The organism is Pseudomonas sp. JC1203 (assembly GCF_056175065.1).
This window is the reverse complement of record NZ_JBWCAM010000003.1, coordinates 35,313-49,627: the sequence shown is the minus strand read 5'-3', so window position 1 is coordinate 49,627 and position 14,315 is coordinate 35,313. Positions and strand designations below refer to the sequence as shown.

The window sequence follows — 14,315 nt, the reverse complement described above, 5'->3', positions numbered from 1 at the left end:
GCGGCCCGCGCGCCGCGGGGGGGGGGGGGGGGGGGGGGGGGGCCCGCCCCCCCCCCCCCCCCGCCCCCCCCCCCCCCCCCCCCCCGCGTCCGGCGGCTCACCCGCGCTTGGGCAACTTCCAGCTGGGCCGAATGAAGTGGCAGGTATACCCGTTCGGAATCCGCTCCAGGTAATCCTGGTGCTCCGGCTCGGCCTCCCAGAACGGTCCCGCCGGCTCGATCTCGGTCACCACGCGCCCTGGCCACAACCCTGAGGCGTTCACATCGGCCTCGGTGTCCTCGGCAATGTCACGCTGCTGCTCGTTGAGGTAATAGATCGCCGAACGGTAGCTGGGCCCGCGGTCATTGCCCTGGCGGTTGGGGGTGGTGGGGTCGTGGATCTGGAAGAAGAATTCGAGAATCTGCCGGTAGCTGATGCGGGCGGGGTCGAAGACGATCTCGATGGCCTCGGCGTGGTCGCCGTGGTTGCGGTACGTGGCGTTGGGCACGTCGCCGCCGGTGTAGCCCACGCGCGTGGCGAGCACGCCGGGGTAGCGGCGCAGCAGGTCCTGCATGCCCCAGAAGCAGCCGCCGGCGAGAATCGCGGTTTCGGTTTGGGTGGTCATGGTGCGGTCCTTCCCCTGTTCAGGTGGTTGCCCATTGTAATGCGGGCGATTGCCGCGTTTGCAAGGGGGCGCTATGCCAGGTTCGCCGCCGTCTCGATAACCAGATTACGCAACCACGCCAAGCCCGGGTCATGCTGCTGGTACCTGTTCCACTGCAGGCTGATGGTCATCTGCGGTGCCGCCCACGGCGTAGGCAGAATGCGCAGCGGCAGGTACTGCGCCCAGCGCTGGGCCAGGCGCTTGTGCATGGTGGCGATGCGCGGGGTGCCGATCAGGTAGGGCGGCACGCTGTTGAAGGTGTGGGTGGTGACTTCCACCTTGCGCTCGAAGCCGAAGCTGCGCAAAAACCAATCGTCCACCGTGGGCGCGCGGTGTTCGGTGCCGAAGCGCACCAGCACGTGGCCGTTGTGCTTGTAGTCGTCGAAGGTCAGCGCCTGCGGGCCATGGTCGCGGCACACCACGCACACGAACTCATCGCTGAACAGTGCCGTCGAGGGGTGTTGTTCGAGGATGTGGGTGTCGGGCAGCAGCAGGAAGTCCACGTGCCCGCGTTCAATCTCCAGCGACGCATCGTCGGTGGGCGAGAACAGCTCGATGGCGCACTGCGGGGCAATGGCATTCAGGCGGCGGCTGACCTCGGGCATCAGCACCATGCCCACGTAGTCGGAGGCCATCAGGGTGAACGTGCGGCTCGACAGGTGCGGCTGGAACTGGCTGCGGTTTTCCAGAGTGGCGCGCATCTGTATCAGCAGGTCGCGCACCGGCTGCGCCAGGGTTTCGCCCATGGGCGTGCGTACCATCTTGCGGCCAATCTGCACCAGCAGGTCGTCGTCGAAATAACTGCGCAGGCGCGCCAGGGCGGCGCTGGTGGCAGGCTGGCTGAGGTGCAGGCGCTCGCCGGCACGGGTGATGTTCTGCTCGGCCAGCAGCACGTCCAGCACCACCAGCAGGTTCAAGTCCAAACCATGGAAACGCATGGTCATTGCTCCGTTTTTCTTATGATTGTGGGCGCAGGCATTTGTTGCCGTTATACCTGCGCCGGGGCTATTCGTCGAGCCCATGGCAGGCATGCCCAAGCCGAATTTCCGCAGCCGCGCGGGGCTTCTTATAGTGGTTGGCCTCACTGGCAATCATAAGGAATCAGCATGCGCCTCTCGGGAAAAACCGCCATTGTCACCGGAATCGGCAGCGGCATCGGCCAATGCTGCGCGCTGATGTTCGCCCGCCAGGGCGCGCGCGTCGTCGGCGCCGAACTGGACCCGGCCGCCGCCCGCCACACCGTAGCCCTGGCCGCAGCCGAGGGGCTGCACATCGACAGCCTCGACCCCTGCGACCTGACCCACCCGGCACAAGCCGCCGCCCTGGTGGCGTTCGCCTGCGGGCTGCACGCAGGCTTCGACATTGTGGTGAACGCTGCAGCCTTCGGCGCCTTCGCCTGGATCGAAGACATGGACTACCAGCAGCACTGGCGCAAGACCCTCACCGGCGAGCTGGACCTGGTGTTCCTGCTGTGCCAGGCCGCCTGGCCGGTGCTGAAGGCCCGCGGCGGCGGTTCGATCATCAACTTCGCCTCGGCCAACGCCTGGATGAGCCTCAAGGGCTCGCCCGCCCTGGCCCATTGCGCGGGGAAGGGCGGGGTGCTGGCCATGACCCGGCAGCTGGCGATGGAGGGCGGGCCCCACGGGATTCGCGCCAACAGCATTTCACCGGGGTTGATCGAGACCAGTGCCACCCGCGCGCATTTGGCGGCGGATCCCGGCTTTCGCCAGGCGGCGCTCGATCATCAGTTGCTGCCACAGCGTATCGGCCGGCCGGAGGACATCGGTTGGGCGGCGGTATATCTGGCCAGCGATGAGTCGGCCTGGGTGACGGCGACAGATCTGCGCATAGACGCCGGCGCGACGGCCTGTTGAATAACCCTCACACCGCGGCGCCTGCATCGCGGCCAAGGCCGGCTCCTACGCCGGGTGTGGTAGGAGCCGACCTTGGTCGCGATGCAGGCACCGCGATCAAGCATCCACCCCACGAATGCCTCGCATCCAAACAAACAATTTCCGGCATACCCGGCCGCTGTTTAAGGTAACCCCAACGCTGCACACAATAAGAACAAGCCGGAGATACCCCCATGCCGCTTCCCCCGAATACCCCCCACACCTGACCCCCATTTCGCTGTTTGCACAGGCATGCGCCGGGCCTCCCCGTGCGTGGCCGCCCAGAAGAACCGTGGCAAAGAGGAACGCTTGATGAGCGACATCGCAAAAGTGCTGATCGTAGGCGCAGGCATTGGTGGGCTGAGCGCCGCCATTGCCCTGCGCAACGCCGGGGTGGAGGTCGATATCGTCGAGATCAGCCCCCAGGCCAAGGTCTACCACGTGGGCATCGTGGTGCAGGCCAACTGCATCCGTGCCATGGCCCAGTTGGGCATTGCCGACGCCGCCGTGGCCGCCGGTTTCCCCTATAAAGGCCTGCGCATCTGCAACCAGCAGGGCCAGGTGAAGGCCGAGCTCAGCGGCGCACAGCTGGCCGGCAAGCAGTACCCGGCCAACCTCGGCCTGACCCGGCCGGCGTTGCACAAGGTGCTGCTGGACGCGGTGGCTGACAGCGGCGCGAACCTGCGCCTGGGCCTGACCTTCAGCGACATCGAACAAAGCGCCGACAAGGTGGCGGTGCGCTTCACCGACGGCAGCAGCGGCGAATACGACCTGCTGGTGGGCGCCGACGGCGTGTACTCCAAGGTGCGCACCACGGTGTTCGGCGAGCAGTACAAGCCGCGCTTCACCGGCCAGGGCGTGTGGCGCTACAACCTGCCACGGCCCAGGGATTTGCTCTGGTCGCACATGTTCGAAGGCAAGCAGGGCGGCAAGGCCGGCTACACGCCGCTGACCGAAGACAGCCTGTACGTGCTGTCGGTGTTCGAGGAACCGGGCAACCCGTTCTTCGACCCTGACACCCTGGCTGCCGAGTTCCGCAAGCGCCTGGAAGGCTACGGCGGCCTGGTGCCCGAGCTGCGCGAGCAGATCACCGACAACAGCCAGGTGGTGTACCGCCCGCTGGAAGCGCTGCTGATGCCCGCGCCCTGGTACCGCGGCCGGGTGCTGCTGATTGGCGACGCCGCCCACGCCACCACCCCGCACATGGGCCAGGGCGCGGCGCAGGCGGTGGAAGACGCGGTGGTGCTGGGCGAGCTGTGCGGCCTGCCGCGGCTGAGCCTGGCCGAGGTGCTGGAGCGCTTCATGGCGCGGCGTTTCGAGCGCTGCAAGTTCATCAACGAAGGCTCGGTGCAGATCGGCGAATGGGAGCAACGGCCCAGCGCCGACGCCGACTTCACCGGCCTGATGGCGCAAATGATCAACGTCGTCGCCCAACCTATCTGACCAAGGTGCCCAGCATGAACCCCAACCCGCTCAAAGGCTGGCAGGTCGACCGCGACGCCATCGGCTTCATCGGCCACGACCTGCAACGCCCCGAATGCATCATCGCCCAGCCCGACGGCAGCCTGTGGGCCGCCGACGCCCGTGGCGGGGTGATGCACATCGCCGTCAACGGCCAGCAGACCCTGCTGGCGCCCAAGCAACCCGCGCCGCAGCAGGCCTCGTTCGAGTCGCGCTACGTGCAGTCCCAGGGCGCCTCGCTGCCCAACGGCCTGGCGCTGACCGCCCAGGGCGACTTCATCATCTGTAACTGGGGCCTGGACCGCATCGAGAAACTCGACCGCCAGGGCAACATCAAGGTGCTGTTCGACCAGTTGGACGGCAAGCCGCTGGGCAAGACCAACTTTCCGCTGCGCGATAGCAAGGGCCGTATCTGGTTCACCGTGACCACCACCATGCAGCCCTGGACCGACTCGATCAATTCCGGCGTACTGGACGGCTACATCGGCGTGATCGACGACAACGGCATCCGCATCGTCGCCGAGGGTTTTGGCGGCACCAACGAGATCCGCTTCGACGACAACGAAGAGTGGCTGTACGTGGTGGAAAGCAACGTTCGCCGCATCTCGCGGCTGCGCCTGCACGCCGACGGCTCGCTAGGCGACCGCGAAGTGTTCGGCCCGGCCGAACTGGAAGGCTTCCCCGACGGCTTTGCCTTCGACAGCTACGGCAACCTGTGGGTGACCCTGGTGATGACCGACAAGCTCATTGCCCTGACCCCGGACGGCGAGGTGCTGACCCTGCTGGACGACAGCAACCCGGCCGCCACCGCCGAGCTCAACCGCCACTACCACGCCAAGACCCTGACCCCGCAGATCATGCAGGCAGCCCACGGCACCCTGGCGCCGTGGCTGGCCAGCCTGACCTTCGGCGGGGCGGATTTGAAGACCGTGTACCTGGGCAGCCTGCAGGGCACGCGCATCCCGTTTTTCCAGGCCCCGGTGGCCGGCCAGGCGTTGATCCACTGGCGCTGAATTCGATCAGAACAACAAGGAACCGACCATGATTCGTTATCTCAAGCAAGGCAAGCCGGCCCAGCAGAAGGCCGAACTCAATGCCCAGGTGCGCGACACCGTGGAGCAGATCATCCAGGCCATCGAACAGCGCGGCGAAGCGGCGGTGCGCGAGTATTCGGAGAAGTTCGACCGCTGGAACCCCGCCAGCCTGCGTTTGAGCGCCGAGGAAATTCAAGGCTGCATCGACAGCCTGTCGCCCCAGGCCATCGCCGACATCAAGTTCGCCCAGGCACAGATCCGCCGCTTCGCGCAGATCCAGCTGCTGTCGATGCGCGACGTGGAAGTGGAGACCCTGCCCGGCGTGGTGCTGGGCCACAAGAACATCCCGGTCAACTCCGTCGGCTGCTACATTCCTGGTGGCAAATACCCGCTGCTGGCCTCGGCGCACATGAGCGTGCTGACCGCCAAGGTGGCCGGGGTGAAGCGCGTGATTGCCTGCGCGCCGCCGTTCGACGGCAAGCCGTCGCCGGAGATCATTGCCGCCATGGCCCTGGCCGGCGCCGATGAGATCTACGTGATGGGCGGTGTGCAGGGCGTGGCCGCCATGGCCCTGGGCACTGAACACATTGCCCCGGTGGACATGATCGTCGGCCCCGGCAACGCCTACGTGGCCGAAGCCAAGCGCCAGCTGTACGGGCGCGTGGGCATTGACCTGTTCGCTGGCCCCACCGAAACCATGGTGATCTGTGACGACACGGTGGACGCCGAACTGGTGGCCGTCGACCTGCTGGGCCAGGCCGAGCACGGGCCTACGTCGCCGGCGTTCTGCGTCACCACCAGCACGCGCATCGCCGAGGAGCTGCCGGCCGCCATCGAGAAGGTGCTGGCGCGCCTGGACACCGCGCCGGTTGCCAGCGTGGCCTGGCGTGACTATGGCGAGATCATTTTGTGCGACACCGACGAGGAAATGCTCGCCGAATCCGAGCGCATCTGTTCCGAGCACGTGCAGGTGATGACCCGCGACCCGGACTGGTTCCTGGCGCGCATGACCAACTACGGCGGGCTGTTCCTGGGCCACCGCACCAACGTCTCCTACGGCGACAAGGTGATCGGCACCAACCACACCCTGCCGACCATGGGCGCCGGCCGCTACACCGGTGGGCTGTGGGTGGGCAAGTTCATCAAGACCCACACCTACCAGCGCGTGCTTACCGATGAGGCCAGCGTGGCCATCGGCGAGGTGTGCTCGCGGCTGTGCGCCCTGGAGCATTTCTCCGGGCACAAGGAACAGGCCGACATTCGTGTGCGCCGCCTGAAGCAGGCCTTGTGATGCAGGCCCTGGAAGGCAAGGTGGCGGTGGTCACCGGCGCCACCGGCGGGCTGGGCGGGGCGATCTGCGCCGCCCTGGCCCAGGCCGGCGCGCGGGTGGTGGCCGGCTACAACCGCAGCGCCGAGGCGGCCCAGGCGCTGGTTGCCCAATTGCCAGGCGAGGGCCACCTGGCGGTAGCCGCGCCCGTTACCGACAGCGCTGCTTTGCAACACCTGGCGGCAACGGTGCAGGCGCACTACGGCCGCTGCGATTTGCTGGTGAACTGCGCCGGCACCACGCGGTTCGTCGCCCATGCCGACCTCGACGGCCTGGACGACGCGCTGATCGACAGCATCCTGGCCACCAACGTGCGCGGCCCCATTGCCTGCGTACGCGCCCTGGCGCCGCTGCTCAAGGCCAGCGGTGACGGCCTGGTGGTGAACATCAGCTCCATCGCCGCACGCACGGCCATGGGCAGCAACATCGCTTACTGCGCCTCGAAGGCGGCGGTGGACAACCTCACCCAGTCCCTGGCCCGCGCCCTGGCGCCCCAGGTGCGGGTGGTGTCGGTGGCGCCGGGGCTGGCCGACACCGAGTTCGTCCAGGGCCTGGCGCAGGGCTGGCGTGACGAGCAAGCCGCGCGCACGCCCCTGGGGCGCCTGGCGCTGCCCGCCGAAGTGGCGCGCGCGGTGCTGGCCCTGGCCACGCAACTGACCTTTACCACTGGCGCCGTCATCCCTGTGGATGGCGGGCGGCCGCTGAGCTGAGGAGGGCGCCCATGTTCGCGATCAAGCCGCACCACGGCGGCATCAGCGTGCCCAGCCTGGACGAGTCGATTGACTGGTACCGGCACATGCTCGGCTTCGAACTGGAAAGCCGCGCCTTCATCGAGCAGATCCCGGCGCACATCGCCTTCATTCGCAGCGGCGACTACCGCCTGGAGCTGTTCCAGCTGGCGCAGGCCAAGCCCTTGCCGGCCGAACGCCGCGAGCCGCACCTGGACCTGCAGACCCACGGCCACAAGCACCTGTGCTTTGCCGTGCAGGACGCCCCGGCCGCCTTCGCCGCGCTGCGCGCCAAGGGCGCCGACATCGTCTTCGAGAACGTCATCGACGGCACGCCCATGGGCTTCCTGCGTGACAACAGCGGCAACCTGCTGGAACTCATCCAATACCCGGCCCTGTGGGCCGACCAAGGAGCACCCCTATGAAACTGGCCACCCTCAAGGACGGCAGCCGCGACGGCCGTCTGGTCGTGGTATCCCGTGACCTGCGCCGCGCCGTGCTGGCGTCGGGCATTGCCGCCACGCTGCAGGCCGCCATTGAAGACTGGGCGCGCTGCGAGCCACTGCTGCAGCAACTATCGGCGGCGCTGAACGGCGGCCGCGCCACCCAGGCGTTCGATTTCGAGCCGCGCGAGGCCATGGCGCCGCTGCCACGCGCTTACCAATGGGCCGACGCCTCGTCGTTCCTCAACCACGGCATGCTGATGGAGCGGGCGTACAATCTGGACATCAAGAAAGACCCCGGCGTGCCTATTATCTACCAGGGCGCCGGCGATGATTTCCTCGGCGCCTGCGACGACTACCCGGTACCCGGTGAAGAGCATCAGATCGATTTCGAAGGGGAGGTCGCCGTGGTCCTGGATGACGTGCCCATGGGCATCCAGCCTGCCCAGGCGGCAGGGCATATCAAGCTGTTGATGCTGCTCAACGACGTGAGCCTGCGCGCGCACCTGTTCAAGGAAGTGAGCATCGGCTTCGGCCCGCTGCGGGCCAAGCCCAGCACCGTGTTCGCGCCGGTGGCCGTTACCCCCGATGAACTCGGCCCGGCGTGGAGTGAAGGGCGGGTGAAGCTGCCCATGCACGTGCAGTGCAACGGCGCGCGCTTTGGCGAGCCCAACGGCGCCGAGATGGACTTCAGCTTCCCGGAACTGGTGATGCACCTGGCCCGCACCCGCAAGCTGGGCGCCGGCACGGTGCTGGGCTCGGGCACCTTCTCCAACCGCGACTACAACGTCACCGGCTCTGCGTGCCTGGCCGAGCGCCGTGCGGTGGAGACCATCGAACAGGGCGAGGCGAAGACGCCGTTCCTGAAGTTCGGCGACCGCCTGCGCTTCGAGATCTTCGGCCTGGACGGCGCCAGCGTGTTCGGCGCCATCGACCACCGCTTCGTACCGGCGCAGGTGTGACCATGCACATACTTATCACCGGCGCCAACGGCTTCGTCGGCGCCACCCTGGTACAACGGCTGCTGGCCGACCCGGCGGCGTTGCCGGGCTGGAGCCAACTGACCCTGCTGGACCTGACGTTCGACACACCCATCCACGACCCGCGCGTGCGCTCGCTGGCCGGCAGCATCGACGACAGCCGCCTGCTGGCCGACGCCCTGGAAACCCCGGTGGACGTGGCCTTTCACCTGGCCAGCGTGCCCGGTGGCCTAGCCGAGCGTGATTACGCGCTGGGCCGCCGCGTGAACCTGGACGCCACCCTGGCCTTGCTGGAAGGGTTGAAGGCGCAAGCCAAGCCGGCGCGGGTGGTGTTCGCCAGCACCATCGCCGTCTACGGCTCGCCGCTGCCGCAGCCGGTGGACGACCACACGCCGCTGCGCCCGCAGCTGAGCTACGCCACGCAGAAACAGGTGGGTGAACTGCTGATCGACGATTTCAGCCGCCGTGGCTGGATCGATGGTATAAGCCTGCGCCTGCCCGGCATCGTCGCCCGGCCGCCGGCGCCCTCGGGGCTGCTGTCGGCGTTCATGAGCGAGATGTTCTGGAAGCTCAAGGCCGGCCAACCGTTCGTGTGCCCGGTGTCGCCAGGTGCGCAGGCCTGGTGGATGTCGGCGGCGCGCTGCGTCGACAACCTGTTGCACGCGGCCAGCCTGCCGGCGGCGGCGTTGCAGCCTCGGCGGGTGTTTGCCTTGCCGGTGCTGCATTTGAGCCTGTTGCAGTTGATTGATGGGCTGTGCGCGCGCTTTGGCGAGGACCGCCGGGCGCTGGTCAGTTATGAACCCAACGAAGCCCTGGAAGCGAACTTCGGCCGCTACCCGCCGTTGCACGCCGGGGCGGCCGAGGCGTTGGGGCTGCGCCATGACGGCACTTTGGAGGAATTGATCAACAACACTTTGGCGTGACCCGTGGGAGCTGGCTTGCCAGCGAGTTGTTGGCGCCCCCAAAAGCTCGCTGGCAAGCCAGCTCCCACATCAAGCGATACAACGCGTGCCCATTACTCTAAATAATAACAATCCGGAGAGGCCATGAACGCTCCCAGCCGTGTCACCCAGTCCAAGGCGACGTTCGCCACGTACTTGCTGTTGCTGATCAACTGCCTGTCGCCCATGGCAGCCATTGTCGTGGCACCCAGCCTGCCGCAGATGCAGGCCCACTTCGCCGCAGTGCCCAATGTCGAATTCCTGATTCCGGTGGCGCTGACCATTCCCGGGCTGCTGGTGGCCCTGCTCAGCCCGGTGGTCGGCATCCTGGCCGACCGCTACGGGCGCAAGCGCCTGCTGGTGGCGTCCATCGTCGGCTACGGCATCTTCGGCCTGCTGCCCATGTTCCTCGACTCGCTGTACGCCATCATCGTCAGCCGCGTGGCCCTGGGCTGCGTGGAAGCGGTGGTGGTGACGGTCAGCACCATGCTCATCGGCGACTACTACAGCGGCGCGCAGCGGCAGAAGTACCTGGCCCTGCAAACCACCTTTGCGTCGTCCTCGGCCATCCTGTTCTTTATGGTCGGCGGCGCCCTGGGCGAGATCGGCTGGCGCGCGCCCTACGTGGTGTACGCCGTGCCGCTGCTGCTGGCGCTGGTGAGCCGGGCGCTGCTGTGGGAACCCAAGGCTGCGGCCATGGCCGACGCCGAGGAGCGCGGGCCACTGGTGCGCTTCCGCCCGCTGGTGATGCTGGGCATCTGCGTGGTCACCTTCATTGGCGCGGTGATGTTCATGATCCTGCAAATACAGATGGCCTACCTGCTGGGCGACATCGGCGAGCACTCGCCGCAGACTGCCGGCCTTGTGGCCTCGGCCTGCAGCGTGATGATCGTGCTCGGCACCCTCAGCGTGCACATGCTCGCCCGGCTCGGGCTGCGCACCCCGCACTGCCTGGCCCTGGCGTTTGGCCTGATTGCCGCCAGCTTCATTGCCATCCCGGCCATGCAAACCTGGCAGGGCATCATGGCCGTGGCCCTGGTCAACGGCCTGGGCTGCGGCCTGATGCTGCCCACCCTGGCCATCTGGAACATGCGCGAGCTGCCCTGGCAGCGCCGCGGCCTGGGCACCGGCATGTGGTACGGCAGCTACTGCCTGGGCATGTTTTTCAGCCCCTTGCTGGTGGTGGCGGTGAGCAAGACCAGCGGCAGCCTGGCCACCACCGTCAGCTGGGCCGGCGGCCTGTGCGTGCTGGTGGTGCTGGCCGCGCTGGGCGCCAGCCTGGTCAAGCGCCGGGCGCCACGCGACCTGCAGCTGGCCGCAGCCAACCTCGAAGACGCCTGACCCGCTGAATCCCTGATACACCCCCGGCACGCATGCGCGCCGGGGCGGACAGCCTCATCCTGAAAACAACAAAAAGAGACCGAACATGAGCAATCGAGCGGCGTTTGGCTGTGCCCTGATAATCACCCTGGCAGGCCCGGTGATGGCCGAAGAGCCTGCACCTGTACAAGGCCCCGTGGCCGATACCATGGCCACTGAATACCCCAACCAGAAGATCGGCCCGCGGGTGCTCAACGTCGAGAACAACGTGCCGGCGTCCAGCGGCAAGCTGCTGGAACAGCAGGGCAGGTGGCTGAACGACCACGGCATCAGCCCGCACCTGTCGATGACCGAAATCTACCTGCGCAACCCCAGCGTGGGCCTGAGCACCGGCAACCACGAGGCGCTGACCATCTTCGCCATCGGCGGCGACTTCAACCTCGACAAGCTGGTGGGCATTCCCGGCGGCACGGTGCACTTCGAGCAGCTGTATGTGCCGTGGACCAGCAACCTGGCCTATGGCACCCAGGTCGGCGACGTCATCGCCGGCAAACCAGGGCCGTACATTCCACGGGTCAGCCACCTGAGCCTGTTCACCTACGAGCAAAAGCTGCTGGGTGACAAGCTGGCCATCGAGGTGGGCAAGAGCAACGCCGGCAACTATTTCGCCCTGCCGCTGTGCAACGTGCCGCTGGGCTGCGTCAACGCCATTTTGCAGGACACCGCCGGCATCAACCCGCCGCCCTACGCCAATTGGGGCGCGCGCATCGGCTACGACCTGACCCCGGCCCTGCGCGCGCAAGTGGGTGCCTGGCGCAGCAACAACGCCTACCCGTTCACCAACGGCTGGGAGCGCAGCAGCGGCGACAGCGGCGGCACCCTGAGCACGGTGTACCTGGCCAACCTGGCCTACCGCACCGACTACCACATGGAAGCCTACCCGCAGACTTACGAGATTCTGGGTTTCCATAATAACGGCGAGCAGACCGACCCGTACTACACGGTCAACGGCACCTCGAAGGTACAGGACAGCACGGCGGCGGCGCGCACCAGCAAGGGCGTCAGCGGCTTCTACCTGGGCGCGAAGAAGACCTTCTGGCGCCAGGACGGCGGCAAGGGCAACGACGTCAATCCCACCGCGCTGACCGCCTTCGCCAGCCTGACCCACACCGTCGACCAGGACACCGCCAACGGCGTCGGCACCCAGGGCAACGCCGGGCTGATCCTGTCGGCACCGTTCCGCAGCCGGCCGTTCGACAGCTACTCGGTGAACGTCAACTGGGCGCAATTGACTACCCGCGAACAGCGCTTCCTCGAGGAGGCCCACGAAGCCTCGGGCGCCGGCAACTACAGCCCTGGCCGCAACGAATACGGGGTGTCGCTGGACGCCAATTTCGTGCTCACCGACAGCATCGTGGTCAGCCCATTCGTGCTGCGCACCTGGGGTGCCAGCACCTGGCTCAACCCCTACAGCACCGTCAGCCCGCGTGACGGCTACGCCGCCGGGCTGCTGTTCCACATTCAATTCGACGAACTGCTGGGCCTCAACGCCCGTCACTGACCAGGAGCTTTGCCATGACTGAACACCTGCAACCACGCGTGGCGCTGATCACCGGCGCCGCTGGCGGCCTGGGCCACGCCTTTGCCCTGCGCCTGGCCGCCGAGGGGCTGCACATTGCCGTGGTCGATTGCGTCGACACCGGCCCTACGGTGCGCGCCATCCAGGCCCAGGGCGGCACCGCCCAGGGCTTTCACTGCGACCTGCGCCAACCCGAGCAGATCGCCTACCTGGGCCGCCAGGTGCTGGAGCACTTCGGGCGCTGCGACGTGCTGGTCAACAACGCCGCCTGGATCCCGCTCAAGTCGCTGGACGACACCAGCCTGCTGGACTGGAGCGACTGCCAGGCGGTAACCCTGGACGCGCCGTTCCTGCTCAGCCAGCTGTTTGCCCCGGGCATGCGCGAGCGCGGCTGGGGGCGCATTGTCAACCTGGCGTCGAGCAACACCGGCCGGCCGCAGAAGGGCTTTCTGGCCTACATCGCGGCAAAAATGGGCGTCATCGGCCTGACCCGCGCCCTGGCGGTGGAACTGGGCGAGCACGGCGTCACCGCCAACGCCATCTCCCCGGGCCTGATCCGCCACCCCGGCAGCGCCGCGGCGTTGCCGGCGCAGCTGTTCGAGCAGGTGCGCGACAGCCAGATGATCAAGCGCAACGGCGTGCCGGAGGACTTGTGCGGGGTGCTGGCGTTCATCGCCTCGGACGCCAGCGCCTACATGACCGGCCAGGTCTTCAACCTCGACGGCGGCTTCCTCCTATGAATTGACACCTGTGGGAGCTGGCTTGCCAGCGAGCTTTTAGGGCCTCAACAGCTCGCTGGCAAGCCAGCTCCCACAGATATTCAGTCTGCAGGGGTATCTGGGTTAATGCATCCACGCCATGGATGCATCCCATGCCTACAAACGATTGGTTTCCACGCGCCGGGCTTCGTACGCTGGCCGGGCAAACGCGTTCTACAAGGACAATAACAATGCACCGCAACTCACGATTCCAGGAGGCCTGACATGGCGATCATCGGCATCGACACCCTGTTGTACGGCGTCGAGGACCTGGCCCGGGCCTCGCAGTTTTTCGACGATTTCGGCCTGGTGCGCCTGAGCGCCAACGACCAGGAAACCCTGTACCGCCTGGACGAGGGTTCGACCATCATCGTCCGCGCGCTGGAGCATCCGTCCATTCCGGCGTCGCGCTATGAGGGCTTCGGGGTCAAGGAAACCATCTGGGGCGTGGACAACGCCGACAACCTGCGCCGCCTGGTGGACGACCTGGCCCGCGACCGCGAAGTACGCCTGGGCGACGACGGCGCCTGGCACTTCCTCAGCGACTGCGGCCAGGCCCTGGGCTTGCGGGTGTTCACGCGCAAGAAAGTGACCTATGCACCGGACCCGATCAACGCCGCCGGCAACGTCAACCGCCTCAACCAGCACCGCAAGTGGCGCACCCGCGCGCGGCCCAAGACCATCAACCACGTGGTGTTCGCCGTGGACGACTACTGGGCCAGCTTCGCCTTCTTCCGCGACCGCCTGAACTTTCGCCTGTCCGACCACCAGAAGGGCGTGGGCACCTACCTGCGCGCCGACGGCGCCAACGAGCACCACAACACCTTCCTGCTCAACAACAAGGCGCCGGGCGCCGGCGGCGTGCCACGTTTCCACCACACCTGCTTTGGCGTGGAAGACTTCGACGAGGTGATGGTGGGCTCCAACTACATGACCCGGCGTGGCTGGCAGCACGGCTTCCTTGGCACCGGCCGGCACCGCATTGCCTCGGCGATTTTCTGCTACTTCAACTCGCCCACCGGCGGCGAGGCCGAGTACGGCGCCGACACCGACTACCTGGACGACAACTGGGTGCCACGCGAGTGGGAATTCCGCTTCGGCACGGCGCAGTGGATGGGCAACCCGCCGGCGTTCATGCAGGACGACATCCCCTGGGACGTGACCTTCTACCAGGGCAGCGAACCGGCCATGCGCCGCTGATCACAACAA

14 protein-coding genes are annotated in these 14,315 nt (G+C 66.9%); 12 read left to right on the top strand and 2 right to left on the bottom strand.

What is annotated here, in order from left to right:
• Positions 1–97 precede the first annotated feature (97 nt).
• Together msrA and AC0SZ7_RS05605 are read right to left on the bottom strand one after the other, a co-directional pair.
• Positions 98–604, bottom strand: a complete 507-nt coding sequence (msrA, locus tag AC0SZ7_RS05610) for a peptide-methionine (S)-S-oxide reductase MsrA (protein WP_416423721.1) — start codon at positions 602–604, stop codon at positions 98–100.
• 71 nt (positions 605–675) lie between these two features.
• Complete coding sequence (locus AC0SZ7_RS05605; RefSeq protein ID WP_475503438.1) at positions 676–1,581, bottom strand: LysR family transcriptional regulator; 906 nt, start codon at positions 1,579–1,581, stop codon at positions 676–678.
• Between the two features lie 168 nt (positions 1,582–1,749).
• Between AC0SZ7_RS05605 and AC0SZ7_RS05600 the strand changes: the two genes are divergently transcribed.
• From AC0SZ7_RS05600 to AC0SZ7_RS05545, 12 genes are all read left to right on the top strand, one after another.
• Positions 1,750–2,517 (top strand): SDR family NAD(P)-dependent oxidoreductase, encoded by a 768-nt coding sequence (locus tag AC0SZ7_RS05600; RefSeq protein WP_475503437.1) that lies wholly within the window; start codon positions 1,750–1,752, stop codon positions 2,515–2,517.
• Between the two features lie 330 nt (positions 2,518–2,847).
• Positions 2,848–3,978 carry an FAD-dependent oxidoreductase gene (locus tag AC0SZ7_RS05595; protein WP_475503436.1) on the top strand — a complete coding sequence of 377 codons (1,131 nt, stop codon included), beginning with the start codon at positions 2,848–2,850 and terminating at the stop codon, positions 3,976–3,978.
• Between the two features lie 14 nt (positions 3,979–3,992).
• The gene (locus AC0SZ7_RS05590; RefSeq protein ID WP_475503435.1) at positions 3,993–5,009 is read left to right on the top strand and encodes an SMP-30/gluconolactonase/LRE family protein; all 1,017 of its coding nucleotides are present in this window, start codon (positions 3,993–3,995) and stop codon (positions 5,007–5,009) included.
• A 28-nt stretch (positions 5,010–5,037) separates the two neighbouring features.
• Complete coding sequence (gene hisD / locus AC0SZ7_RS05585) at positions 5,038–6,321, top strand: histidinol dehydrogenase (protein ID WP_475503434.1); 1,284 nt, start codon at positions 5,038–5,040, stop codon at positions 6,319–6,321.
• Positions 6,321–7,067, top strand: a complete 747-nt coding sequence (locus tag AC0SZ7_RS05580) for an SDR family NAD(P)-dependent oxidoreductase (RefSeq protein WP_475503433.1) — start codon at positions 6,321–6,323, stop codon at positions 7,065–7,067. The genes hisD and AC0SZ7_RS05580 overlap by 1 nt, the downstream gene beginning before the upstream one ends.
• Positions 7,068–7,078: 11 nt before the next feature.
• The gene (locus AC0SZ7_RS05575; protein WP_416423728.1) at positions 7,079–7,510 is read left to right on the top strand and encodes a VOC family protein; all 432 of its coding nucleotides are present in this window, start codon (positions 7,079–7,081) and stop codon (positions 7,508–7,510) included.
• Complete coding sequence (locus tag AC0SZ7_RS05570) at positions 7,507–8,490, top strand: fumarylacetoacetate hydrolase family protein (protein ID WP_158154872.1); 984 nt, start codon at positions 7,507–7,509, stop codon at positions 8,488–8,490. The genes AC0SZ7_RS05575 and AC0SZ7_RS05570 overlap by 4 nt, the downstream gene beginning before the upstream one ends.
• A gap of 2 nt (positions 8,491–8,492) precedes the next feature.
• On the top strand, positions 8,493–9,431 hold the full coding sequence (locus AC0SZ7_RS05565; RefSeq protein WP_475503432.1) for an NAD-dependent epimerase/dehydratase family protein: 939 nt from the start codon (positions 8,493–8,495) through the stop codon (positions 9,429–9,431).
• Positions 9,432–9,554: 123 nt separating this feature from the next.
• On the top strand, positions 9,555–10,790 hold the full coding sequence (locus tag AC0SZ7_RS05560) for an MFS transporter (RefSeq protein ID WP_475503431.1): 1,236 nt from the start codon (positions 9,555–9,557) through the stop codon (positions 10,788–10,790).
• Positions 10,791–10,875: 85 nt separating this feature from the next.
• Positions 10,876–12,330 (top strand): carbohydrate porin, encoded by a 1,455-nt coding sequence (locus tag AC0SZ7_RS05555; RefSeq protein ID WP_475503430.1) that lies wholly within the window; start codon positions 10,876–10,878, stop codon positions 12,328–12,330.
• A gap of 14 nt (positions 12,331–12,344) precedes the next feature.
• Complete coding sequence (locus AC0SZ7_RS05550; RefSeq protein WP_475503429.1) at positions 12,345–13,088, top strand: SDR family NAD(P)-dependent oxidoreductase; 744 nt, start codon at positions 12,345–12,347, stop codon at positions 13,086–13,088.
• A gap of 243 nt (positions 13,089–13,331) precedes the next feature.
• Positions 13,332–14,306, top strand: a complete 975-nt coding sequence (locus AC0SZ7_RS05545) for a VOC family protein (protein ID WP_475503428.1) — start codon at positions 13,332–13,334, stop codon at positions 14,304–14,306.
• Positions 14,307–14,315: the final 9 nt, after the last annotated feature.

What these genes read in the sequence shown, in the direction of transcription:
- AC0SZ7_RS05600 (WP_475503437.1), top strand. Translation starts at nt 1,750, where the DNA reads ATGCGCCTCTCGGGAAAAACCGCCATTGTCACCGGAATCGGCAGCGGC.
- AC0SZ7_RS05595 (WP_475503436.1), top strand. Translation starts at nt 2,848, where the DNA reads ATGAGCGACATCGCAAAAGTGCTGATCGTAGGCGCAGGCATTGGTGGG.
- AC0SZ7_RS05555 (WP_475503430.1), top strand. Translation starts at nt 10,876, where the DNA reads ATGAGCAATCGAGCGGCGTTTGGCTGTGCCCTGATAATCACCCTGGCA.
- hisD (WP_475503434.1), top strand. Translation starts at nt 5,038, where the DNA reads ATGATTCGTTATCTCAAGCAAGGCAAGCCGGCCCAGCAGAAGGCCGAA.
- AC0SZ7_RS05550 (WP_475503429.1), top strand. Translation starts at nt 12,345, where the DNA reads ATGACTGAACACCTGCAACCACGCGTGGCGCTGATCACCGGCGCCGCT.
- AC0SZ7_RS05580 (WP_475503433.1), top strand. Translation starts at nt 6,321, where the DNA reads ATGCAGGCCCTGGAAGGCAAGGTGGCGGTGGTCACCGGCGCCACCGGC.
- AC0SZ7_RS05605 (WP_475503438.1), bottom strand. Translation starts at nt 1,581, where the DNA reads ATGCGTTTCCATGGTTTGGACTTGAACCTGCTGGTGGTGCTGGACGTG.
- AC0SZ7_RS05570 (WP_158154872.1), top strand. Translation starts at nt 7,507, where the DNA reads ATGAAACTGGCCACCCTCAAGGACGGCAGCCGCGACGGCCGTCTGGTC.
- AC0SZ7_RS05575 (WP_416423728.1), top strand. Translation starts at nt 7,079, where the DNA reads ATGTTCGCGATCAAGCCGCACCACGGCGGCATCAGCGTGCCCAGCCTG.
- AC0SZ7_RS05560 (WP_475503431.1), top strand. Translation starts at nt 9,555, where the DNA reads ATGAACGCTCCCAGCCGTGTCACCCAGTCCAAGGCGACGTTCGCCACG.
- msrA (WP_416423721.1), bottom strand. Translation starts at nt 604, where the DNA reads ATGACCACCCAAACCGAAACCGCGATTCTCGCCGGCGGCTGCTTCTGG.
- AC0SZ7_RS05590 (WP_475503435.1), top strand. Translation starts at nt 3,993, where the DNA reads ATGAACCCCAACCCGCTCAAAGGCTGGCAGGTCGACCGCGACGCCATC.
- AC0SZ7_RS05545 (WP_475503428.1), top strand. Translation starts at nt 13,332, where the DNA reads ATGGCGATCATCGGCATCGACACCCTGTTGTACGGCGTCGAGGACCTG.
- AC0SZ7_RS05565 (WP_475503432.1), top strand. Translation starts at nt 8,493, where the DNA reads ATGCACATACTTATCACCGGCGCCAACGGCTTCGTCGGCGCCACCCTG.